22 protein-coding genes are annotated in these 19,858 nt (G+C 62.4%); 12 read left to right on the forward strand and 10 right to left on the reverse strand.

Going from position 1 to position 19,858, the window contains the following annotated elements; genetic code table 11:
- Positions 1 to 132: 132 nt before the first annotated feature.
- Entirely contained in the window at positions 133 to 261 is a 129-nt protein-coding gene (locus tag AC6I97_RS18790) for a hypothetical protein (protein WP_263433774.1), read from the reverse strand.
- Between the two features lie 75 nt (positions 262 to 336).
- Positions 337 to 1,026 carry a hypothetical protein gene (locus AC6I97_RS18795; protein WP_224091340.1) on the reverse strand — a complete coding sequence of 230 codons (690 nt, stop codon included), beginning with the start codon at positions 1,024 to 1,026 and terminating at the stop codon, positions 337 to 339.
- 168 nt (positions 1,027 to 1,194) lie between these two features.
- Here AC6I97_RS18795 and AC6I97_RS18800 point away from each other — a divergent pair, with 168 nt between their 5' ends.
- From AC6I97_RS18800 to AC6I97_RS18810, 3 genes are all read left to right on the forward strand, one after another.
- Positions 1,195 to 1,956: an SDR family oxidoreductase gene (locus AC6I97_RS18800; RefSeq protein ID WP_497947198.1), complete on the forward strand. Its 762-nt coding sequence runs from the start codon at positions 1,195 to 1,197 to the stop codon at positions 1,954 to 1,956.
- A 35-nt stretch (positions 1,957 to 1,991) separates the two neighbouring features.
- Positions 1,992 to 2,423: a VOC family protein gene (locus AC6I97_RS18805; RefSeq protein WP_497945966.1), complete on the forward strand. Its 432-nt coding sequence runs from the start codon at positions 1,992 to 1,994 to the stop codon at positions 2,421 to 2,423.
- A 135-nt stretch (positions 2,424 to 2,558) separates the two neighbouring features.
- On the forward strand, positions 2,559 to 2,915 hold the full coding sequence (locus tag AC6I97_RS18810) for a hypothetical protein (protein ID WP_497945967.1): 357 nt from the start codon (positions 2,559 to 2,561) through the stop codon (positions 2,913 to 2,915).
- A gap of 18 nt (positions 2,916 to 2,933) precedes the next feature.
- Here AC6I97_RS18810 and AC6I97_RS18815 read toward each other — a convergent pair whose 3' ends face one another.
- Entirely contained in the window at positions 2,934 to 3,785 is an 852-nt protein-coding gene (locus AC6I97_RS18815) for a carbohydrate kinase family protein (protein ID WP_497945968.1), read from the reverse strand.
- A gap of 98 nt (positions 3,786 to 3,883) precedes the next feature.
- Between AC6I97_RS18815 and AC6I97_RS18820 the strand changes: the two genes are divergently transcribed.
- Positions 3,884 to 4,636 carry an ArsR/SmtB family transcription factor gene (locus AC6I97_RS18820; RefSeq protein WP_497945969.1) on the forward strand — a complete coding sequence of 251 codons (753 nt, stop codon included), beginning with the start codon at positions 3,884 to 3,886 and terminating at the stop codon, positions 4,634 to 4,636.
- An 86-nt stretch (positions 4,637 to 4,722) separates the two neighbouring features.
- On the opposite strand, the gene AC6I97_RS18825 is transcribed toward AC6I97_RS18820, so the two are convergent.
- On the reverse strand, positions 4,723 to 5,721 hold the full coding sequence (locus tag AC6I97_RS18825; RefSeq protein WP_497945971.1) for a nucleoside hydrolase: 999 nt from the start codon (positions 5,719 to 5,721) through the stop codon (positions 4,723 to 4,725).
- A 94-nt stretch (positions 5,722 to 5,815) separates the two neighbouring features.
- Positions 5,816 to 7,246 carry an MFS transporter gene (locus AC6I97_RS18830; protein ID WP_497945973.1) on the reverse strand — a complete coding sequence of 477 codons (1,431 nt, stop codon included), beginning with the start codon at positions 7,244 to 7,246 and terminating at the stop codon, positions 5,816 to 5,818.
- 133 nt (positions 7,247 to 7,379) lie between these two features.
- On the opposite strand from AC6I97_RS18830, the gene AC6I97_RS18835 reads away from it, so the two are divergent.
- Genes AC6I97_RS18835 through AC6I97_RS18850 form a run of 4 tightly spaced genes read left to right on the forward strand, consistent with a single transcriptional unit; the run spans position 7,380 to position 9,792 of the window.
- Positions 7,380 to 8,153: a GntR family transcriptional regulator gene (locus AC6I97_RS18835; protein WP_497945975.1), complete on the forward strand. Its 774-nt coding sequence runs from the start codon at positions 7,380 to 7,382 to the stop codon at positions 8,151 to 8,153.
- Between the two features lie 22 nt (positions 8,154 to 8,175).
- Positions 8,176 to 9,078: a ribokinase gene (locus tag AC6I97_RS18840; RefSeq protein ID WP_497945979.1), complete on the forward strand. Its 903-nt coding sequence runs from the start codon at positions 8,176 to 8,178 to the stop codon at positions 9,076 to 9,078.
- Positions 9,079 to 9,136: 58 nt separating this feature from the next.
- The gene (locus AC6I97_RS18845; protein ID WP_224166670.1) at positions 9,137 to 9,403 is read left to right on the forward strand and encodes a type II toxin-antitoxin system Phd/YefM family antitoxin; all 267 of its coding nucleotides are present in this window, start codon (positions 9,137 to 9,139) and stop codon (positions 9,401 to 9,403) included.
- Positions 9,400 to 9,792: a type II toxin-antitoxin system VapC family toxin gene (locus AC6I97_RS18850; protein WP_224166669.1), complete on the forward strand. Its 393-nt coding sequence runs from the start codon at positions 9,400 to 9,402 to the stop codon at positions 9,790 to 9,792. The genes AC6I97_RS18845 and AC6I97_RS18850 overlap by 4 nt, the downstream gene beginning before the upstream one ends.
- Before the next feature lie 9 nt (positions 9,793 to 9,801).
- On the opposite strand, the gene AC6I97_RS18855 is transcribed toward AC6I97_RS18850, so the two are convergent.
- The 3 genes from AC6I97_RS18855 to AC6I97_RS18865 form a co-directional block, all read right to left on the reverse strand.
- Positions 9,802 to 10,116: an acylphosphatase gene (locus AC6I97_RS18855; protein ID WP_497945984.1), complete on the reverse strand. Its 315-nt coding sequence runs from the start codon at positions 10,114 to 10,116 to the stop codon at positions 9,802 to 9,804.
- 108 nt (positions 10,117 to 10,224) lie between these two features.
- Entirely contained in the window at positions 10,225 to 11,073 is an 849-nt protein-coding gene (locus tag AC6I97_RS18860) for a pullulanase X25 domain-containing protein (protein WP_224166667.1), read from the reverse strand.
- A 155-nt stretch (positions 11,074 to 11,228) separates the two neighbouring features.
- Positions 11,229 to 12,260 (reverse strand): adenosine deaminase, encoded by a 1,032-nt coding sequence (locus tag AC6I97_RS18865; RefSeq protein ID WP_497945985.1) that lies wholly within the window; start codon positions 12,258 to 12,260, stop codon positions 11,229 to 11,231.
- An 82-nt stretch (positions 12,261 to 12,342) separates the two neighbouring features.
- On the opposite strand from AC6I97_RS18865, the gene AC6I97_RS18870 reads away from it, so the two are divergent.
- The gene (locus tag AC6I97_RS18870) at positions 12,343 to 13,257 is read left to right on the forward strand and encodes an MSMEG_6728 family protein (protein ID WP_497945986.1); all 915 of its coding nucleotides are present in this window, start codon (positions 12,343 to 12,345) and stop codon (positions 13,255 to 13,257) included.
- Positions 13,258 to 13,391: 134 nt separating this feature from the next.
- Complete coding sequence (locus AC6I97_RS18875) at positions 13,392 to 13,799, forward strand: DUF1622 domain-containing protein (RefSeq protein ID WP_224093875.1); 408 nt, start codon at positions 13,392 to 13,394, stop codon at positions 13,797 to 13,799.
- A gap of 92 nt (positions 13,800 to 13,891) precedes the next feature.
- On the opposite strand, the gene AC6I97_RS18880 is transcribed toward AC6I97_RS18875, so the two are convergent.
- On the reverse strand, positions 13,892 to 16,369 hold the full coding sequence (locus tag AC6I97_RS18880) for a Tex family protein (RefSeq protein WP_497945987.1): 2,478 nt from the start codon (positions 16,367 to 16,369) through the stop codon (positions 13,892 to 13,894).
- A gap of 90 nt (positions 16,370 to 16,459) precedes the next feature.
- Between AC6I97_RS18880 and AC6I97_RS18885 the strand changes: the two genes are divergently transcribed.
- Positions 16,460 to 16,756: a hypothetical protein gene (locus AC6I97_RS18885; RefSeq protein WP_223936138.1), complete on the forward strand. Its 297-nt coding sequence runs from the start codon at positions 16,460 to 16,462 to the stop codon at positions 16,754 to 16,756.
- Between the two features lie 53 nt (positions 16,757 to 16,809).
- Here the strand turns inward: AC6I97_RS18885 and AC6I97_RS18890 are convergent, their stop codons facing one another.
- On the reverse strand, positions 16,810 to 17,244 hold the full coding sequence (locus AC6I97_RS18890; protein WP_224091308.1) for a CBS domain-containing protein: 435 nt from the start codon (positions 17,242 to 17,244) through the stop codon (positions 16,810 to 16,812).
- Between the two features lie 338 nt (positions 17,245 to 17,582).
- Here AC6I97_RS18890 and AC6I97_RS18895 point away from each other — a divergent pair, with 338 nt between their 5' ends.
- Positions 17,583 to 19,853, forward strand: coding sequence for a hypothetical protein (locus AC6I97_RS18895; RefSeq protein WP_497945989.1), 2,271 nt, complete (start codon positions 17,583 to 17,585; stop codon positions 19,851 to 19,853).
- Positions 19,854 to 19,858 lie beyond the last annotated feature (5 nt).

Consider the following 19,858-nt stretch of genomic DNA (forward strand, 5'->3'; position numbering starts at 1 on the left):
GCCCTTTCAAGAAATGTTGATGATAATGAACATTTACTGATGAGCGGTCTGTTGTTCAATATCTGGGACATAGTCGTGCCCCCAGGCCGCTCTCCCGAGGCAGGGCTTTGAAACCGAAAACAGACGTTAGGGCTACTTGCCCGGACGTGGGGCCGCGGTGGAACCCCGCACCACAAGCTCCGTTCCGAGCTCGATCCGCTGCGGCAACTCCTCGTCGCCTTCAAGATGCCGAAGCAGCGCCCGCATAGCCGTCTCAGCCATCTGCACCACGGGCTGCCCATGCAAGACGGCCGCCCGGGATTCAAAGAAGGTCAGAAAGCGAAGACGCTGTCCCCGTCAAGCGATCCGTGCGTCCGTGTCAGGGTCTTGCCGCGCGCCGAGCATTCCAGCGATTCTGCCTTCGAGGGCAGCAACGGTCGCCTCCGGAAGGACGATCAGGCCATCGAGTTCCTTGCGCGCACGCTTGTACGCCGTTTGACGTTCTGCCGGGGTAGCTGCGGAGTCTTCTGCAATACGCAGCAGCTTCCGCGCCGTTGCCAGTCTTTGACGTTCCGGGCCAGTGAAGTTGCTGTCCTTGATGCGCCTGGCTTCGCGTTCGGCCACATCGAAAGCGAGTTCGAAGCTGTGGACGGCGGCCCGATACTCAGCCAGCCGAGCCGGCGTCGTTATGTCCTTTGCCGCGGCTGGCCGCAGTCCGTCCGCTTCCTTTTTGGCTCGGAGGAATGCGACAGTCAGAGGTTCGCGGACGTCAGTCATCAGCGGGTAGTCGATGAGCTTCCCAACGTCCAGCTCGTAGTCCAACCATTTATGGTTCACGGCATCGTGAGTTGCCATCAACGAGACAACCTCGGCCTGGTTGGCTTGCTCGTGCACCGCAAGCTGGTTCTTCAGCTTGTACAACTCCACCTTGCGGCGATGGCGCTCTTCGCTGGCTTTGGACCATGACCTTGCCCACCCGCCGGCCATCCCGCCGATAGGGAAAATGAGCCACCAGTAACTGCCCAGGAAGTCGAAGAGGGGTTCCACAGATTCATCCTCCCACTTCCGAGCCAACCTCGTCCGTGCGCTCAGACAGAGTCAAAGCTACGCGAGCATGAGAGATTCTTATGCTCAGGCCGTTTATTGATAAGTCAGCTTCATCACTAGGTAGGCTCCTTCTGACCACTTTTTCCTTTGGAAGGACACACATTGCCAATCACGAATGACCACAACGACGTGGCATCCGGCACCCCATCCACTCAGCCCCTCAACGTCGTCGTTGCGGGATCCACCAGTGCCGCGGGTCAAGCCGTGGTCGGCTCGCTGGTTGCTGCTGGAGCCCGTGTGGCCGCCGTGGATCTTGACGCTGCCCGCCTTGAAGTACTCGCGGCCTCCCACGAAGGTGTGGTGCCGTACACCTGCAACCTTTCGGACCCCGAATCGGTAGAGGCCCTGGCAGGTTCCGTCAGGAGTGAGTTCGGATCCGTGGATGGTCTTATCCACCTTGTGGGCGGATGGCGTGGCGGCGAAGGAATCGTTGGCCAAAAGGACGCGGACTGGGACGTCCTGCACACCAGCATCATGACGACCCTCCGCAACACCTCGCGCGCGTTCTACTCCGATTTGGAAGCATCGCCGCGTGGACGCCTGGCCATTGTTTCGGCTGTCGCTGCGGCAAAGCCCACAGCGTCGGGCGCCAGCTATGCCGCAATTAAGGCCGCCTCCGAAGCATGGGTTCTCGGTGTCGCAGACGGCTTCGAGGCAGCCCAGTCCGGCCACAAGACTGAACCCAAAGAACAGACGTCGGCCGCAGTGGTGTTCGTGGTCAAGGCGCTCCTTGACGATGCCATGAAGGCAGCTGCTCCGCACCGCAAGTTTCCGGGCTACACCCACGTCAACGAGCTAGGCGACCATGTCTCTGCTCTCTTCGCAGCGCCGGCTTCCCACCTCAACGGCGCCCGTCAGCACCTGAGCTAAGTCCCGCCGTCGTACCCTGTCGCTAGCATGGCCGTATGGACCAGCGACTGCACTTCATCACGTTTGCCACCGCGGATCTCGACCGTGCCCGTTCGTTCTACAAGGACGGGCTCGGTTGGGATCCGCTCATGGACGTGCCTAGGGAGATTATCTTCTTCCAGGTTGGACCGGGGTTGGTGCTCGGGTTATTCGATGCGGAAAAGTTCGACCAGGACCTGGCCGGCAGCGCCCAACACGACGGTGTCAGCGGCGTAACGCTCTCGCACAACGTCGATTCCGCAGCCGAAGTTTCCAGCACCATCGAGCAACTGGTATCTGCCGGCGCAACCCTGCTGAAGCCTGCCCAGTCCAGCGCTTTCGGGGGCATTTTCCACGGCCACGTCAAGGATCCGAACGGCATCATCTGGGAAATCGCGCACAACCCGGGCTGGAGAATCGACGACGACGGCACGGTGGTTTTCGGATGAGCGTCTTCCCGCCGACCTTCGCTGACGACGTCATCAAACACGACGCCCGGGCCGTACCAAACCCTTCGCCTCGGGCCCTGAAACGAGCGAAATATTGCGGCATATCCTGCCCATGAGCCTTCGAGGACGAGCTTGATGACTACCCCAGCTGAGCGCCTAATTGCCCTGCTATCGAAAATGAACGACCGCGAGCTGACGGCCAATTTCAACGAAGTCGACCGGCAATTCGAGATTGTCTTTACCGATGACCGTGGAAGCTCCAGGCCTTTCAGGATGCCGATTCAGCCGGATGAGCTGTGGGATCGCATTCAACTGCCCGAGTCGGATAGGGATGCTTTGTGGCCGGACGTCTCTGTTGAGGAAGCGTCCTTGAGGTTGTTTAGCATCCACTTGCTGGAGGCAGTCATGACGGCCAAAGAGGGGGCCGACGTGCTCGTGAAGGAGCCGGGTGGGATCCGCGCGGTTCACGGGGATAGCAAGACCGAACCATAGTGACGGTCGTTAAGTTCACTACCCCAGCACCGGATGCAGATGCTCACTCTCAATCGCGACGCGGGCTTGAACCGCCCCCGCCTCGAGGGCATCAAAAACCGGTGCGCCGCGCAGGGTCGCAGCGAGGAAGCCGGCCATGAACGCATCGCCGGCGCCGTTCGTATCCACCACGTTCGCGGGAACGGCTGGAATCTCATGTTGAGTACCGTCAGCTTCCAAGGCGACAGCACCTTCCGCACCGAGAGTGCACACGGCCAACCGGGGCCCGCGCGCAAGGCAGGAATGCATCAGCGCCCAGGGATCATCTGTCCTGTCGTCATTCATGAACACCACCCCGGCCGCGCTCAGGAACGGCTCATGGAACGCCGAGGTTCCGTCGTAATCATGAAGGTCCACCCATAAAGGCGTCTGGTGAACCTCTTCGCGCTCCAGCAGCAGCACCCCAAATTCGCTGAGGTCAATAACGGCAAGATCAGCTGCAGCCACCGCCGCGGCCGCTGTCGCGAGATCCTCCTCGGCCGGGGCGGAAGGCACCGAGACGTAGAGCGATACGCGGCTGCCGTCGTCGGTCATGAGGTTGACGTGGCGCTCCGTTCGGTCGGAGGCAATCTCCTCTACGGTGACGCCGGCCTTGGTGAGCGCGCGGAGGATCCGCCCGCCGTCGTCGTCCGCTCCAAGTGGGGAGCACAACTGCACGCCGATGCCCAGGTCCGCAAGGTGCACCGCTTTCCCCGCCGACGTTCCGCCGACTGTCTCCCAGGCGCGTCGCGCGAACTGCATGTGCGGGACGGGCTCGGGGAGGTGATCCAGGAGGATGAGCTGGTTCCACGAGGCCGGGCCGCAGACGGCAACGCTCGGAGTAGCAGGCATGCGACTATCCAAGCACGGTCCAGGACTCTGTCCGCGGAAACAAGACGGCAAGTCCAAAACCGTTGACACGTGACTAAATGGTCACCTATTCTAAACCCATGGACGCCGTGTTCAAGGCACTGGCAGACCCCACCCGGCGGGAACTGCTCGACGAACTCTTCCGGGAGGACGGGCAATCCGCCTCCGCACTCGGAGCCCAGTTCGAGATGACCCGCTTCGGCATCGCCAAGCACCTCAAACTGTTGGAGGATGCCGGACTGGTGGTCACGCGCCGCCGAGGACGTGAAAAGCTGCATTTCCTGAACCCCGTCCCCATCAGGCTCATCCATGACCGCTGGGTGAGCAAATACGCAGAACCATGGGCCGCTGCACTCAGCGACCTCAAATCCAGATTGGAAAGTCCCATGGAAAAGATCTTCGAGATTTACATCAAGACCACTCCGGAACGGCTCTGGGAAGCCATCACCAACAGCGAAATCCGCAGCAAGTACCAGTTCGGGAACACGTTCACGGCGGACTGGACTCCCGGCGGCCGGTTTGAAATGCGGAACGTCAAAGCGGAGGAGCCCCTGGGCGAAGGCGAGAACATCGAGGTCGATCCCCCGCGGCGGCTGGTCCAGACGATGCAAGCGTTGTGGGGCGAGGACGTCAAAGCTGAAGGAACGTCGCGGATCACCTGGGAAATCGAACCCGTAGGCGATTCCTGCCACCTCACCGTTACGCACGATCAACTCCGCGAAGGCGCCAACGAGCAGCTCTACGGCGGCTGGCCCATGATCCTCTCCGGGCTCAAGACGTGGCTCGAAACAGGCGAAACGCTGACAACGCCCGGCTCACTCATGTACGCCTAGGCACGTTAAACCATGGGAACTGCTTAAACCCCGACGACGGCGGGACCTTCCCGCCGTCGTCGTCGCTACGTATTGCCTCCCGTCAGTTAGGCGACGGGAGCGGTGAGCTCCTCTTCGGAGAGCCAGGCTGCCTGCATGGTGCCCAGCAGGTGCGGAGCGAAGTCTTCGCCAATTTCCAGCACTACGCGGCAACGCCCACCACGCTGGTCGGGGAACCCGAGGTACCGTCCACGGAGGTCGCACACGGTCTGTCCCCGGCTGGGACCGTTTGTTGTGTCCACCTCCACGCGAACGGTAGGCGCCACCGTCAACTCCACTCCCCTGACGGCAATGGCAGCAGCCAGGGGATCGTGCATCGCTGAGCAAGCCCGCCCGAAGATGTCCACGTAGAAGCCGAAGTAGTAGCCAAGCATTTCGCCAAGTGCCTTCGAAACGGAGTGCTCGGATTCCAGCAGCTCCTGCCGGTGGGTTTCCTCCAGGACGTTGGTCATGGTGACGTCCAGCGGAACCAGGGTCACGTTCCACTCGGCGGCGAGTACTTCGGCCGCAGCCTCGGGGTCGTTGGCGATGTTGGCTTCAGCAACGGGAGTGATGTTTCCCGGGGCCAAGGCGGCGCCGCCCATGATGGTAATTTCAGCAATGAGCTCCGGCAGCTTCGGCTCCAGCCGGAGTGCTTCGGCGATGTTGGTCAGCGGACCGATCGCCACGATACGCAGCTCCCCGGCATGCTTGTGTGCCAGCTGCACCAGCAGCTCAGCAGCAGTCGCCTCAACGGGCTCACGATCCGACGGAACCAGCTCCACCCCGCCGATTCCGTTGTCGCCATGGACGTGCGGTGCACCGCCGTGGAAGCTGCCGACCTGCGGATCATGCGCACCGATCGCCACGGGGATGTCCGGATGCCCGGCCAGTTTCAGTAGGTCCAGGGTGTTACGGGCACCACCGGCGGCGCTGATATTGCCGCTCACGGTGCCGATGCCAACGAGTTCCGCCCGCGGGGTTGCGAGCAGGTAGGCGAGGGCGAGGGCGTCGTCGATTCCCGTATCGCAGTCGAGGTAGAAGGGAGCTGCGGTGGTCTGGATCATGGTCTCTCGTTTCAGGATGATGCGGGCAGTTGTGAAGAGGAGCGTCTGAAGAGGAACGTGGCGAACGCGCGGTGTCGCGTGCCGCCGTCGGGCGTTAGATCTTTTCGCCCTTGGGTGCCGTGATGAACAGGCTGACAAGGAAGGCGAGGACGGTGATGGATACCGAGATCCAGAGCGCCGCCGAGTACCCGGCTGCGGTCCCTTGCCCAGCGAACGGGGCAACAACCACGACGCCGAGGCTCGCCCCGATGCCGAAGGAGGCGCCGTTGATTCCCGGCAGTGCCGCCGGTGCCTCCTTGGGCGAGAGCAGGACGGATAGTCCGTTGATCGCAGTGAGGAAGAATCCGTTGTAGAAGATGCCCAAGGCTGCAATGGCGATGAGGACGGCTACTTGGTTGTCGGCGAAAAGGGCTGCCGCGATGGCGCAGGCCAGGCTGGTGGCTGTACCGACGCGGACCGTCTTGATCCAGCCGCGGCGGTCGGCAATCCAGCCGGCGAGCGGGGCCGCGAACACGCCAATCAGGGCTGCCGGAGTCAGGAACAGCAATGCTGCGACCGAGGCCGACAAACCGAAGCCGTTGTCCTTGTCCTGGCTGAGAAGCACCACTGTGAAGTTGATGATCGCGAAGATGCCAGCGAGCGTCAGCACAGTGGTGGCGATGACCGGCCATACCTGGCGCGAACGGAGGTGGTGCACTGCGACCAGCGGCGTGGAGCGCTTCTTCTCGATGAGCCAGAACGCGGTGAAGGACGCGATGCTACCTGCGAGCAGTCCAAGCGCGGCAGGCGAGGTCCAACCGGCCGAAGAACCTGTAGAAACGAAGTACGTGATGAACACGAGGAACACAGACAGCGAGCCTGCACCCCACCAGTCCATCCGGCCCGGAGCCACAGCGGACTTCCCGCCCGGGACTACTTTGATGACGCAGACGACGGCGATCGCGGCCAGGGCGAGCACGGCAACGAAGATCGACTGGAAGCCAAGCGTTTCAGCCATCAGTCCACCGAAGTAGCCATCAACACCGCCCACACCGCCGTTGATGGCAGCGATGATGCCGATGGACGTGCCGAAGAGTCGGGCAGGCAAGTATTCGTTGAGCACGATGTAGGAGAGCGCGAAGATGGCACTGGAAACACCCTGCATGAAGCGACCGGTGACCAACAGCGGCAGGTTCGGGGCGAAGATGCACAGCACAGTTCCAGCGCCCATGATGGCCAGGACCAAGAGCAGTGCGGTGCGTCGGCCGATGAAATCGCTCCAGCGTCCAATCACGGGTCCGGAGATGGCGCCCGCAAGGAAGAACATGGACTGCACCTGCGCCACTGCCTCGGGCGTCTCGCCAAAGAAGGAACCGATGTGCGGGAGTGCCGGGGTGATCATGCTGGCGTTGAGCTGGAACGACAGTACGGCGAGAACCAGCGTGGTGATCAGCAGGGCTGCAGCACGACCGCCGGGGCGGGTGTCCGTCGTCGCTGCTGCGGTTTCGGAAGGCTGCGCCTCTACCGCGGTGTTGGGGATATTCACATCAAACTCCCTTGTCCGAGGGCGCTGGCGGCGCCACGAGATGTGAGTTGTTATACAAGCATGTATTACGAGCTTGTGCAACCTATCACATTTTTCCGGTACAGTGTCCGTAACCAAACCAAGTGAGGCACCCTTGACCGACAATGCCGTCCAGTTCCTGTCCCGACCCATTGCGCCGCAACCCGGCCAGCCTTTGCGCGTTGCGGCATACTCACGCATAGCCGAGGCAATCAGGACCAGACTCCTCCCTCCCGGCTCGTTGCTCCCCACTGAGACCGAGCTGGGGGCCATGATGGACGTCAGCCGCACCGTGATCCGGGAAGCGCTGATGCTGCTGGAGGAAGACGGACTCACCAGGGCACGGCGTGGAGTCGGACGATTCGTGGCCGATTCGCTGCCACGGATCGGCATCGAACACATCCGCCCGTTCGATCAACTCCTTGGCGGGACGGACCAGGACATCCAGGTCAAGCGCGTTGCGGCGATCAAACAGCCTGCCTCGGAATTCGTGGCGCCCGGAATCGGCGTTCAGCCCGGCGAAGACTGCTGGTTTTGGGAAAGCGTGCTGATCCGCAATGGCGAGCCCGTGGCACACCTGCAGGAAAACGTCGCCCAGGGAATCCCCGAGGCCGAGGCCCTCTCAGAAGCGGCGGAAGCTCCCACCCTTTCGGCTTCCACCCTTTTGGAGGTCCTTAGCGGGCTTCCGGGGGCGTCACTTGGACCTGGCGAATGCGAAATCAGCCTGAGCACCGCCGGTCCCAGCCGCGCCAAGTTGCTGGACCTTCGCCCGTCCGAGCCGGTCCTGGTCCTAACTCAGTACGTCCGCCGCAACGGGTCTCCGTTCTACCTGGCCAAATGCCTCGTGGCCGCCAAGGCCGGTCACCTCTCCGTCATCCAGTCCTCCTGAATCCTCCCGAAAAGGTCCATCCATGAGCTCCTCCCCTCAGTCTTCTGCGCCCATTTTGACTCCTGCGAGCACCGCACTCACCGTTGTAGGCAGCATCAACCTCGACATCACGGCTACCACAGACCGCCTCCCGACGCCGGGCGAAACCGTCGGCGGGGCCGTCCTCCGCCAGCAGCCCGGCGGCAAGGGCGCCAACCAGGCCGTGGCTGCAGCCCGGCTCGCCGGCGCCTCCCGCATGGTGGGGGCAGTAGGCCGGGACGAAGCAGGCCGCAGCCTCCTCGAAGCAATGGCGAGTGCCGGCGTCGACGTCCAGGACATCGCGCAGGTGGATGCTGCCACGGGCACGGCGCTGGTCCTGGTGGACGGCGATGGCGAGAACCAGATCGTTGTGTGCCCCGGCGCGAATGGGGAAGTGTCCGTGCATGGAGTCTCGTTCGCCGACGAGGAAGCCGTGCTGTGCCAACTTGAAGTGGACCAGAGCGTAGTGCTTGAAGCCGCCCGGCGAACCAATGGCTACTTTGCCCTCAACGCGGCACCCGCCGCGCCCATCCTCCCGGAACTCCTGGAACGCTGCGACCTGGTGATCGTCAATGAAACCGAGTACGCCCTGATCCCCGCCCTTCGCACGGCACCCCTTGTTGCGGTGACGTATGGCGGCGAGGGCTCGGCGATCTTCGAGCACGGCGAACGGGTAGCCGAAGCTCCTGCGGTTAGGGTCACGGACATCGCGAACACGATCGGAGCCGGCGATGCTTTCTGCGCCGCGCTGGTCCTGGCCCTTCGCTCCGGACTTGAGCACAGCCATGCCCTGGCAGTGGCCAACGCCGTAGGTGCGGACGCTGTGCGGGATGCTTCGTCACAGCCTGCGTTGAAGACGTTGGCGCACTACATCGAGGCGACAGGACATACTGCGCAGACCGCCTGAGCTGTGCAGTCCAGCGGCTTCCTGTGGGGAGGTGCTACGATTGCTACGGAGGTCAACCATGACAACAATTCCGCACCGTGAACTACGCAATCAGAGCAGCAAGATCCTGGAGCGGGTAAAGAACGGCGAAATCATCGATGTCACCAATAATGGTGAAGTTGCCGCAACACTGATTCCGCCGTCGGCTTCGCCGTTTGAACGCTTGCTGCAAGCTGGCAGCGTGCGGCCAGCCACCACGAGTCCCGTCGACTTCAAGATTCTTCCGCGTGGTGCCAGTGAGATGGATACTGCGGGGATTTTGGCGGATCTGCGGGGGGATCGGTGATCGTTTATGTTGACACTTCAGCCGTACTAAAACTCGTAGTGGAAGAGCGTGAGTCAGCTATGGCAGCCGCTCACCTTTCGGACATAACTGCTGCCGGAGGGCAGCTTGTTGCCTCAATGCTCTTATATACGGAACTCCATTGCGCCGCCCGTCGTAGGGACCTGCCGTTCGAAGTGGTTAATAGCGTCCTCGCAGGTATTAATCTGGTCGACGTGACGCGCTCGGACCTCATGTATGCCGCGGCCTCGCCCAGACGACTTCGGAGCGCTGATGCAATCCACCTTGCTACAGCCATCAGGCTCCAAGTCGACAGTCTGGTCGCCTACGACCAGGAACTGCTGCTGGCAGGAGTGGAGTCTGGGCTCACAACGTCCTCTCCCGGGGCCTGACTAGAAGGTTTAGCCCACTATGCGGAACTCGTCGAACTCCCCCGTCGCCGGGGAAACGTCTGATTCGGCGTTCTCCACCCTGCCTGGAGCGCGTGGTGAGTTAAGCCAGTCCAGGAAGCGGCCAACATGCGCCGTGGATCCCTCGGCCACGAGTTCCACAGAGCCGTCGTAACGGTTGCGCACCGTACCGGTGAGGAGGAGTTCGTCCGCTTTTCGCGCGGTCCAGTACCGGAATCCGACGCCTTGAACCACGCCGCTCACGCGAGCCGTGAGCCTCACAGCATCGTTGGCAGGACCGGCGTGCGTTTCTGGGGACTCAGCCATGGACCTAATGTAACCCCGCGCGTCACCCTGCGTCAGGGCGACCCGTTGCTCCAAGTCCCAACTCCAACGTGGAGCAAATTTGGAGTTGGGACTTGGAGGAACCTGGAACTAGGCCGTCACGATGTCGTGCGTTGCGTGGCTGTACGTGAACGTGACAGGGCCGCCGTCGTGGTTTAGCTCGTGGTTGGCGCCGTCACGGACGCCGAACGCACCATAGTTCTCGTCCCACGAACGGTTCAGCGCGATCTTATAGGTATAGAAACCGGCCGGCAGGTCTGCGGTCAGGGTCCATACCTGAACCAGCGGGTTGAACTCCATCTGGACTTCGTCGTACTGGGGAGCCCAGTCTTCCGGAGCGCCCAGGATTTTGTTGAAGTCACCCGCGATCGCGACGGCGTCCGGCTGCGGCAGGGTCTCGACGGCGGGAGCCGCCGCTGCCTTCGAAGGAGCCTTACGAGTGGAAGCCTTCTTCGCGGCCGGCGCAGCCTTGGTAGCGGCAGCCTTCGTGGTGGCAGCCTTGCTAGCGGCAGCCTTCGGAGCTGCGGCCTTCTTCGACGTTGCCGCGCGCTTCGTCTTGGCCTTGGCGGGAGGGGCCGTAGGCACGGGAACATCGGCTGGTACCGGTGTTCCGGCGTCGAGGGCCTCTGCAAAAGCCGAAACGTCAGGGAAGGCGACCGTCGCCCGCAAGCCGTCTTCCGGGATGGTCCAGCCCGAACGTCCCTTGACCAGCCAACCGGCCTTGACCAGCTTGGCCGAAGCCGACGTCAGGGTTTTGTGGCCGCGGGGAATGCCCCCACTGAGAAGTTCAGCCTCATGATCGTTGAAAGGAACGCGTCCGATGGCCTCTGCCAGGACTTCCCCTGCGTTCAGCGTGGCTCCAGACCATACGCCCTCAGCGAGGATGTCCAGTACGGCCTTCAGACGAAGGTTGGTGTTCTCGGCGGTGTTCGCGCCCATGCTTCTCCTTCTACGGTGGATAATCCCTTGCAGTTTGCCAATGAATTGTTAATTCGCGCGACTGATATTGGTAAACACCGTGTGTCGTGACCGAGTATGACATTCCAAGGGCCGGAAGTGATCGACGAGTCTCGCCTCCGGCGCCAATTCAGGGTTTATTGGGCAGGCGCAGACGCCTTGACCCACTCGGTCACTTCATCCAGCAATACGGCTTTCCGGGCGTCGCTGGCGAACGAGGATCGGATCGAGTTTGCCGCCAAAGTGGCCTGCTCCGGAACCGAGAACTCAAGGACCTTGGCCAACTGCTCGAAGTTGTCGTCCACATAGCCGCCAAAGTAGGCAGGGTCATCCGAGTTCACGCAAACGTTCAAACCGATGGCAAGCATCTCCGGCAGTGGGTGATCAGCCAGCTTGTCCACCGCACGCAAACGAACGTTGGATAGCGGGCAAACGGTCAGGGGCACCTGCTCCGCGACGAGCCGCTGCACCACCTCCGTGTCTTCCATGCAGCGGATACCGTGATCGATCCGCTCCACGTGCAGCAAGTCCAGCGCCTCGGTGATGTAAGCGGCCGGCCCTTCCTCGCCCGCGTGGGCGATCCTGCGCAAACCGGCGTCACCGGCACGCTGGTACAAGCGCTCAAACTTGGACGGCGGATTGCCCACCTCCGCTGAATCCAGCCCGATGCCGACGATGGGGGCGTGCATCGCGAGCAACTGGTCCAACACCTCAAGTGCGGATGCCTGGGACATGTCCCTGAGGAACGCTGCAATCAGGAGTGTCGAAACGCCGAAGTCTTCCTCCGACGTCGCCAGCGCATTCGCGACACCGTTGACGCACACCTCAAGCGGCACACCCCTGGACACGTGTGCCTGGGGATCCATCATGATTTCCGCGTGGCGCACTCCCCCGGCTGCGGCGCGCTGAAGGTAGGCGCGGGTCATGTCAGTGAAGTCCTGCTCGGTCTGCAGGACGGCCATGTTCTCGTAGTACAGGTCAAGGAAGGACTGCAGATCCGTAAATTCGTACCTCTCACGCAGTTCTTCGATGTCTTCATACGGCAGTTCAATGCCGTTGCGTTCGGCCAGGGCAAAGATCAGCTCTGGCTGGAGAGTCCCTTCGATGTGCAGGTGCAGTTCGGCAACCGGGGGCGCCGTCGTCGTCGTTTTCTCGCCAAAAGTTTCCACTCGACAACTCTAGGCCCCATCCGTGCACGTGTCCCGGAGCACTCAACTTGGTTCTTCGCCGCGGGACCCCCAAACTGAAAGGATGCAGACTTTCCTCCCTTTCGCCGATTTCCGTGAGAGCGCCGCGGCGCTCGACACCTCAAGGCTCGGCAAACAGCGCGTCGAAGCCCTCCAGGTCCTCCGCGCACTGGTCATCCCGGAGTACGGTTGGCAGCAGCACCCCGCCGTCCGTATGTGGATGGGCCACGTCCCCGCGCTCACCATGTATGGCCTGGCGATGGCCGACGAGTGGATCCAGCGCGGCCACCCGGACAACACCCGCAACAACATCGCGGAGTTCGCACCCCAGGCCGCGCACCCGGACTACGCCTCCAGGATCATCATGCCGCCATGGCTGGGCTACGAGGACCTGCACCTCAGCCACCGTTCCAAGCTCCTTGGGAAAGACCCCAAGTTCTACGGACCGCTCTTCCCGGGCGTCGAAGAGAAACTGGAATACATCTGGCCCGAGGCCAAGCACGAGTTCCACCCCGAAGACCCTGAAGAGGACCGTCTCTGGATCCTGCGCGCCAACGTGGAGGAACTCCGTCCTGAACAGCTCACCACCGTGAGCATGCCGCCGCATGGCAAGGCCAAGGCTGCCGCAGCTTCGGAATCCGATGAGTACCAATTCGTGTACGCGGAAGAGAAGTCCCGCCGCCAACTCAAGGGCCCCAAGAAGCGTCCCGCCAAGGTGCTGGAGAAGAAGCCCACGCGGAAACGCCAAGCCCAGGAAGCGGCCTTCAATACGCTTCCCGGCAAGACCGAGATCGCCGTCCCGTTCGATGACGGCCAGATCTTCGCTGTCGGCTTGATCCATGGAAGGCCTATCACGGTTGAAGGCAAGTTCGCCCGCAACTTCGAAGTCACCGACGTGGTCAAGCGCACCGATTTCGATTACCCGGCACTGCTGCAGGATCCCCGGGTCTTCTTCCCGGTCCCCGCACCGGCACAGTAACACCAACGCGCGACGGCGGCACGTGGGTTTCGTTTTTACGCGGAACCCAGGTGCCGCCGTCGTTGTTATGGGTCGATTTCGTGGCGCCGTATGAGACGGTGGAGGCACACGGCGCGCACCATCCGGGGAGGACCATGGATTTCCAGCACATCATCGAAGTAGTTGGCCGGTACATGGACTTTGCCGGCGTGGCCGTCATGGTTGTTGGAGCGCTCGTTTCGATTCCGCTTGCCCTCCGCGGCTACCAGCCCAAACGAGCCAGCGGCCTCGCCCCGTTTTCGCCTTATCGCGCTTACCGGCAACTGCTGGGACGGTCCATCCTGTTGGGCCTGGAACTCCTCGTGGCAGCCGACATCATCCGCACCGTCGCAGTAACCCCCACATTCGAGAGCGTGGGCGTCCTGGCGATCATCGTGCTGATCCGGACATTCCTGAGTTTCTCCCTCGAGCTGGAGATCACTGGCCGCTGGCCGTGGCAGAAGGAAAAAGAGCACGACGGCGATGCCCACCTGCGGGAGCCGACGCCCTCAGCAACCCCCTAGCCCACTTGTCACCCACTAACGGACTATTCACCAGCGCACGCGGTGGTGAATAGTCCGTTAGGGGGTGCCGTCCATCGGACATTGGTCGCCGGCTACTTCCCGAGCCCAGCCCGACGAAGTGCTTCGGCCATGGCTGTGTTGGCTGGAGCTTCAGACTGCTGGGGTTTGCCCTGGCGACGATCACCCTGGCCCGGCTGCCCACTACCCCGCGGACCACCCGAACGTTGGCCTGGCTGCCCGCCACCTCGCTGACCGGGCTGGCCGCCGCCGCGCTGATTGGACTGCCCACTCGAGCGCTGGCCTCCAGCATCCCGCGCACCGGGGTTGCCTCCACCCGAGGAACGTCCACCGGAATGCCGGCCGCCCGCAGTGCCGGGTTCGTCGTCGAGCCTCAAGGTCAGGGAGATGCGCTTGCGCTCGGGATCGGCCTCAAGCACCTTGACCCGCACCACCTGACCGGATTTCACGATCTCGCGGGGGTCCGAGACGAATTTGTTGGACAGCGCGGACACATGGACCAGACCGTCCTGGTGCACCCCGACATCCACGAAAGCACCGAAAGCGGCAACATTTGTGACGGTGCCTTCCAGGATCATGCCCGGCTTGAGGTCGGAGATCTTTTCAATCCCCTCCGAGAATGACGCCGCCTTGAACGCGGGACGGGGGTCGCGGCCCGGCTTCTCGAGCTCGGACATGATGTCCTTGACGGTGGGCAGTCCGAACGTGCCGTCCACGAATGCCTGCGGATCCAGTGAAGTGGTGGGCTCGCCTCCGGCCGCGACGAGGATCTTGCGCGCAACGGAGTAGGCCTCGGGGTGCACGCTGGAAGCATCCAACGGCTCCGCTCCCCCGGTGATCCGAAGGAAGCCGGCGCACTGTTCGAACGCCTTCGCGCCCAGTCGCGGTACCTTCTTGAGGTCGCTCCGCTTGGCGAACGGGCCATTCTCATTGCGGTACGCCACAATGTTTTCGCTCAGCAAAGGCCCGACGCCGGCCACTCGGCTAAGCAGCGCGGGCGACGCTGTATTCACGTCGACGCCTACGGCGTTCACGCAGTCTTCCACCACGGCATCCAGTGAGCGGTCCAGTTTCGCTGCGGTGACGTCGTGCTGGTACTGGCCCACGCCGATGGATTTCGGTTCGATCTTCACCAGTTCGGCCAGCGGATCCTGAAGTCGTCGCGCAATGGAGACCGCACCACGGAGTGAAACGTCCATGCCGGGGAGCTCGGAAGCTGCCAGGGCCGATGCCGAGTAAACGGAAGCACCGGCCTCGGAAACAACGAGTTTCTGGACACCCTTGGAACCCGCGGCTTCAAGGGATTTGATGAGCTCGGTGGCCAGCTTGTCCGTTTCCCGCGACGCCGTGCCGTTGCCGATTGCCACGAGTTCCACGTTGTACTGCTTTGCCAGGCGGCCGAGCGTGGCCAAAGCCTCGTCCCACTTCTTTGCCGGCGCGTGGGGATAGATGGTGTCCGTGGCAACCACCTTGCCCGTGCCGTCCACCACTGCCACCTTGACTCCCGTGCGGAGTCCCGGGTCCAGGCCGAGCGTGGAGCGATTGCCTGCAGGCGCAGCGAGCAACACGTCGCGCAGGTTTGCGGCGAACACGCGGACAGCCTCATCCTCGGCGTCTGCAAACATCCGTCCGCGAAGATCCGTGGTGAGACGGTCCAGAATGCGGCCGCGCCAGGCGAGCTGGGCAGTCTGGGTGAGCCAGAGATCGGCGGGACGGCCGTGGTTGGCGACCCCAAGGCACTTGGCCACAGCGTTCTCGTAGCGGCTACGGGCGGCGGCCAGGGCGTCGTCGTCGGCGGGGTCTGCTTCGGCCAGGTCCAGCTCAAGTACGCCATCCTTTTCACCCCGCAACAGGGCGAGCACCCGGTGCGACGGCATGCCTGACGGGACTTGCGTGAACTCGAAGTAATCCTTGAACTTCTGGCCTTCGGCCTCCATGCCTTTCTTGACGCGGGAGACCATGCGCCCCTGCTTCCAGAGCCGCTCGCGCAGGTCCTCGGCCAGGTCAGGATCCTGGGCAACGCGCTCCACAAGAATGGCGCGGGCGCCGGCGAGCGCTGCTGCCGCGTCCTCAATGGAGTGCTCGGCGTTGAGGTACTTGGCGGCCTCGGTTTCGGGGTCCAGCTGCGGGTTGGCGAGCAGGACGTCGGCCAGCGGTTCCAGCCCGGCTTCGCGGGCTATCTGGGCCTTGGTGCGGCGCTTGGATTTGAAGGGAAGGTAGATATCCTCCAGCCTCGCCTTGGTGTCAGCACCCACGACGGCGGCTTCCAGTTCCGGGGTCAGCTTGCCTTGGGCTGCTATCGCCTCCAGGACGGTCTTGCGCCGCTCTTCCAGCTCCCGCAGGTACCGGAGGCGCTCCTCAAGATCGCGCAGCTGGGTGTCATCGAGCGTCCCGGTGACTTCCTTACGGTAGCGGGCGATGAAGGGAACGGTGGATCCGGCGTCGAGCAGTTCCACCGCGGCCTTGACCTGCCAGGCCTTCACGCCGAGTTCGTTGGCGATGAGTTGATGGATGGCAGAATCGGCTGACTGGTGCTGGAGAGATTGAGTCACCCTGACAGTTTGCCTCACATGACCGACAGTTTTCAGGTCCGGGCTCCGCAAGGCCTATGCCGGGAGCGTTGTTAGTGCTGTAGTTGGACCATGCAGGAACTGCTCATCATCCTTCAGGACGGGTTTGTTTCCGATGACGTGAGCGTGACCGTCAACGGCAAGGAAGCTGTGTCCGAACGGGATGTGTCCACCAAGATGCTGTTGGGAATGGCCGACGAAATCACGGTGGAGCTGCCGGCGAAAGGCGCCACGGTGGGAGTTGAAGTCCGAAGCAGAAAGCTCAGCGCAACGAAAAAGCTCGCTGGTAAACCCAGGAGCCTGATCGTCTCGATAGAAAATGACGAACTCGTGCTGCGCGAAGGAACGGGCCGCGAGGCGTTCCTCTAACGGGAGCGCTTCGCGGCGGCTGGATTACCTGGATTACTGTGGCTGGTCGGCCGCTAGTGGGACATATGCTCCTTGGCGGAAATGTGCTCCACCATTTCGCCCACGCGCTGTTCTGCGTAGTGGTTGCGGGCAATGTCTCCCTGGCTGATGATGCCTACGAGCTGGTGATCCTTGATGACGGGAAGACGGCGAACCTGATGCTCTTCCATCATGGCGATGGCTTCGTCAACATTGGCATCAGCGTCAATCCAATACGGCTTACCAGTGGCGAGGTCGCGGGCCCGGACTTCGCGGGCGTCCTTTCCCTCGGCCAGACACTTGACCACGATGTCGCGGTCGGTGATGAAGCCGGTGAGCTTGCCGTCATTGCCGCAGATGGGAAGTGAACCGCAGTCCAGATCCCTCATCATGCGGGCGGCGTCCTGGAGAGTCTGGTCCTCCGGGATGCACTGGGCATTTGTGGTCATGAATTCACGTACGACACTCATGGGTCCTCCTTCATCGAATGGGGTTCATCGACGCGGGGTCCTCCGGGATGGTCCTTTCGGCACCGACGCCGATGCTGCCAGCCTACGCTTGGCGGCTGCGGCTGACTAGGCGATCCGGCAGGTTGCCGGGCAGAAAATTAAGACGCCTCCCTAGATATAATCCATTCGTTGGAGTATCCTCATTTTGGGTTACACACGGCTTCTGGGCATGGCCACTTTCACCCCTTTGGGACTCCTCACCTGCATCGCCCCGCCCTGAACCGTCATGCCGTCCATCCGGTACATCCCGTGATGGGCGAACGCATATTGACTGCTTGCAGAGCGAGAAAGATCCTCACATGGACACCCCCAACGTCCCCGGCACCCACTACAACCCTGTCCCCGGCAACCCCTCTGAAATCCCGTTCCCACCCACTCGTGGGGCTGACGCTTTTGGACCCCACACCTATGGCCCCCAGCCCAGCACCTTGGCATGGCCCTCCGAAGAATTTTGGAGGTGCTGGCGCTCCGCTCCCGTGAGCGGTCGTTATGAAGGCAACCAGGCAGGCAACGGTCCTGTCGGCAGCGCGCTGGACCTCCGCTTGGATGTCGATCCCCGCCAGAGCGTGGAATCCCCGGTGCTGAACAAAGTCAGTGGCGATCTATACAGCACCCGCTGGGTCAAAGCAGGTGGGCTCAACCAACTCGTGAAGACGTATGTGGAGTCCTGGATCGTGGACGCCCCGGTGGTCACCATGACCCGTGCGCATGCACACATCACTGGAACGGTCCGTTACTGGAAAGGCACGCACCCCGCCACAACAGTGGAAATCGATGTGTCCTGGTCCCACGGCGCGATCACCGGCGCAGTGGCCACGTTCACGGCGGGCGGCGTTGCCGGGCAGCCATACGCCTGCGCCTACCGTTCGGGCTGCTTCCGCGATATGAACCTTGAACTCGACTACTGCACGTCCGTGGACATCGAACCCAAGGCGCCCGTTTACAACAGCCATTCACATAACAACCGCCCAGCAGACCTGGCTGAGCGCACCATCACCATCGAATCCTCGTACCTGGACGCGGGAATCGCCGTCACCATCGATCCGGTCCACACAGTGATCGATGACAGTGCAGCCGGCTTCGCCTCGTGGAACGTCGGTGAACTTCACGACGCCATGGAAACCTCCTTCGGCAAGTTCAACTCCGGATGGCCTGCCTGGAACCTTTGGGGCGTGCAGGCCGGCCTCTTCGACAGCGCCGGAGTTGGTGGCATCATGTTCGACGCCGCTGCAGGCTTTGGCGGCGCGGGCCGCGGTCCGGATCGCCAGGGTTTTGCAGTCTTCCGCAACCACTCCTGGTTCACCAACCTTGTCTCGAACCCCACCACGCAGGACCAGGCCTGGGCCATGCGCCACTTCCTGTACACGTGGGTCCACGAGGCAGGGCACGCTTTCAACTTCCTGCATGCCTGGGACAAGGCGAGGCCGGATTCGTTGTCCTGGATGAACTACGACTGGAAATACGATCAGCGCAACGGCGCCGATACCTTCTGGGGCAACTTCCGGTTCCGGTTCGACGACGACGAACTGCTCCACATGCGCCATGGCGACCGTGCATCCGTGATTATGGGTGGAGATCCTTGGGCTTCCGGTGGGCATCTGGAATCCCCTGCCGGCTCCATGACCGTCTCCGGGCCGGGCAGCGATGTTGAACTGACCCTCTCAGCCAAGAGCCACTTCGACTACATGGAGCCTGTGTCCATCGAATTCCGCTTGCGGAACACCAGCGATGTACCAGTAGTGGTGGACGGGCGGCTGGATCCCAGGTTCGGAAACACCACTGTTTACGTGCAGAAGCCGGACGGAACGGTGGTACTGCATGAATCAGTGGTCTGCTTCTATGGCCTCCCTGAACCGGTGACCCTGGAGCCTGCCGCCGGCGCCACGAGTGATGGCAGCGACCGCTACAGCCAACTGGTCCAGCTGGCATTTGGAGTGCAAGGCTTCGCGTTCGACGAGCCCGGCCAGTACCTGGTCCGCGCGATCTATTCAACGGAGGGCATCGTCCAGGCGTCCAACACCTTGCCTTTGCGGGTCGGCTTCCCGGTCACACGGGAGGAGGACCGGTTTGCACCGGAGTTCTTCACGCGGGAAGTAGGACTCACGCTCGCCTTCGAAGGGTCCATGTCACCCCACCTGAGCAAAGGGCTGGACGCCCTGAGCGAGGCAGCCGAGCGATTCAGCGGTGAACCTTTGGGCGTCAAGGCGGCTACCGCCGTCGCGCAATCCGTTGGTGATGACTTCTATCGCCGCAAGGAAGACAAAATGGTGAAACACCATAGCGCCGATCCTGAACGGGCGCTGGCGCTGACGGATGCCGGGCTGGCGAGTTACCAGAAGGGCAGCGGCGCAGCGAACAACCTGGCCTACAGGAAGCTCGTGGAACTGCGGACGGAATTGCACGTGAAGGCGGACAACACCGCGGCCGCAAAGTCAGAAGTGGAAACCCTCGCCAAAGACCTGGGCGCCCGCGGCGTAAACCCCACCGTCCTGGCACAGGTCAAGGAACTGATCCCATCAACTCCGGCGGCCCGTTCCCGCCGGTCGGCTCCGAGGAAGCCTGCCAAATAGTCGTC

This window comes from Arthrobacter sp. TmtSoilC48 (assembly GCF_059739425.1).

Coding starts and splice junctions, on each gene's coding strand:
- AC6I97_RS18790 (WP_263433774.1), bottom strand. CDS start 261: ATGGCTGAGACGGCTATGCGGGCGCTGCTTCGGCATCTTGAAGGCGAC.
- AC6I97_RS18805 (WP_497945966.1), top strand. CDS start 1,992: ATGGACCAGCGACTGCACTTCATCACGTTTGCCACCGCGGATCTCGAC.
- AC6I97_RS18810 (WP_497945967.1), top strand. CDS start 2,559: ATGACTACCCCAGCTGAGCGCCTAATTGCCCTGCTATCGAAAATGAAC.
- AC6I97_RS18815 (WP_497945968.1), bottom strand. CDS start 3,785: ATGCCTGCTACTCCGAGCGTTGCCGTCTGCGGCCCGGCCTCGTGGAAC.
- AC6I97_RS18820 (WP_497945969.1), top strand. CDS start 3,884: ATGGACGCCGTGTTCAAGGCACTGGCAGACCCCACCCGGCGGGAACTG.
- AC6I97_RS18825 (WP_497945971.1), bottom strand. CDS start 5,721: ATGATCCAGACCACCGCAGCTCCCTTCTACCTCGACTGCGATACGGGA.
- AC6I97_RS18840 (WP_497945979.1), top strand. CDS start 8,176: ATGAGCTCCTCCCCTCAGTCTTCTGCGCCCATTTTGACTCCTGCGAGC.
- AC6I97_RS18845 (WP_224166670.1), top strand. CDS start 9,137: ATGACAACAATTCCGCACCGTGAACTACGCAATCAGAGCAGCAAGATC.
- AC6I97_RS18855 (WP_497945984.1), bottom strand. CDS start 10,116: ATGGCTGAGTCCCCAGAAACGCACGCCGGTCCTGCCAACGATGCTGTG.
- AC6I97_RS18860 (WP_224166667.1), bottom strand. CDS start 11,073: ATGGGCGCGAACACCGCCGAGAACACCAACCTTCGTCTGAAGGCCGTA.
- AC6I97_RS18870 (WP_497945986.1), top strand. CDS start 12,343: ATGCAGACTTTCCTCCCTTTCGCCGATTTCCGTGAGAGCGCCGCGGCG.
- AC6I97_RS18875 (WP_224093875.1), top strand. CDS start 13,392: ATGGATTTCCAGCACATCATCGAAGTAGTTGGCCGGTACATGGACTTT.
- AC6I97_RS18885 (WP_223936138.1), top strand. CDS start 16,460: ATGCAGGAACTGCTCATCATCCTTCAGGACGGGTTTGTTTCCGATGAC.
- AC6I97_RS18890 (WP_224091308.1), bottom strand. CDS start 17,244: ATGAGTGTCGTACGTGAATTCATGACCACAAATGCCCAGTGCATCCCG.
- AC6I97_RS18895 (WP_497945989.1), top strand. CDS start 17,583: ATGGACACCCCCAACGTCCCCGGCACCCACTACAACCCTGTCCCCGGC.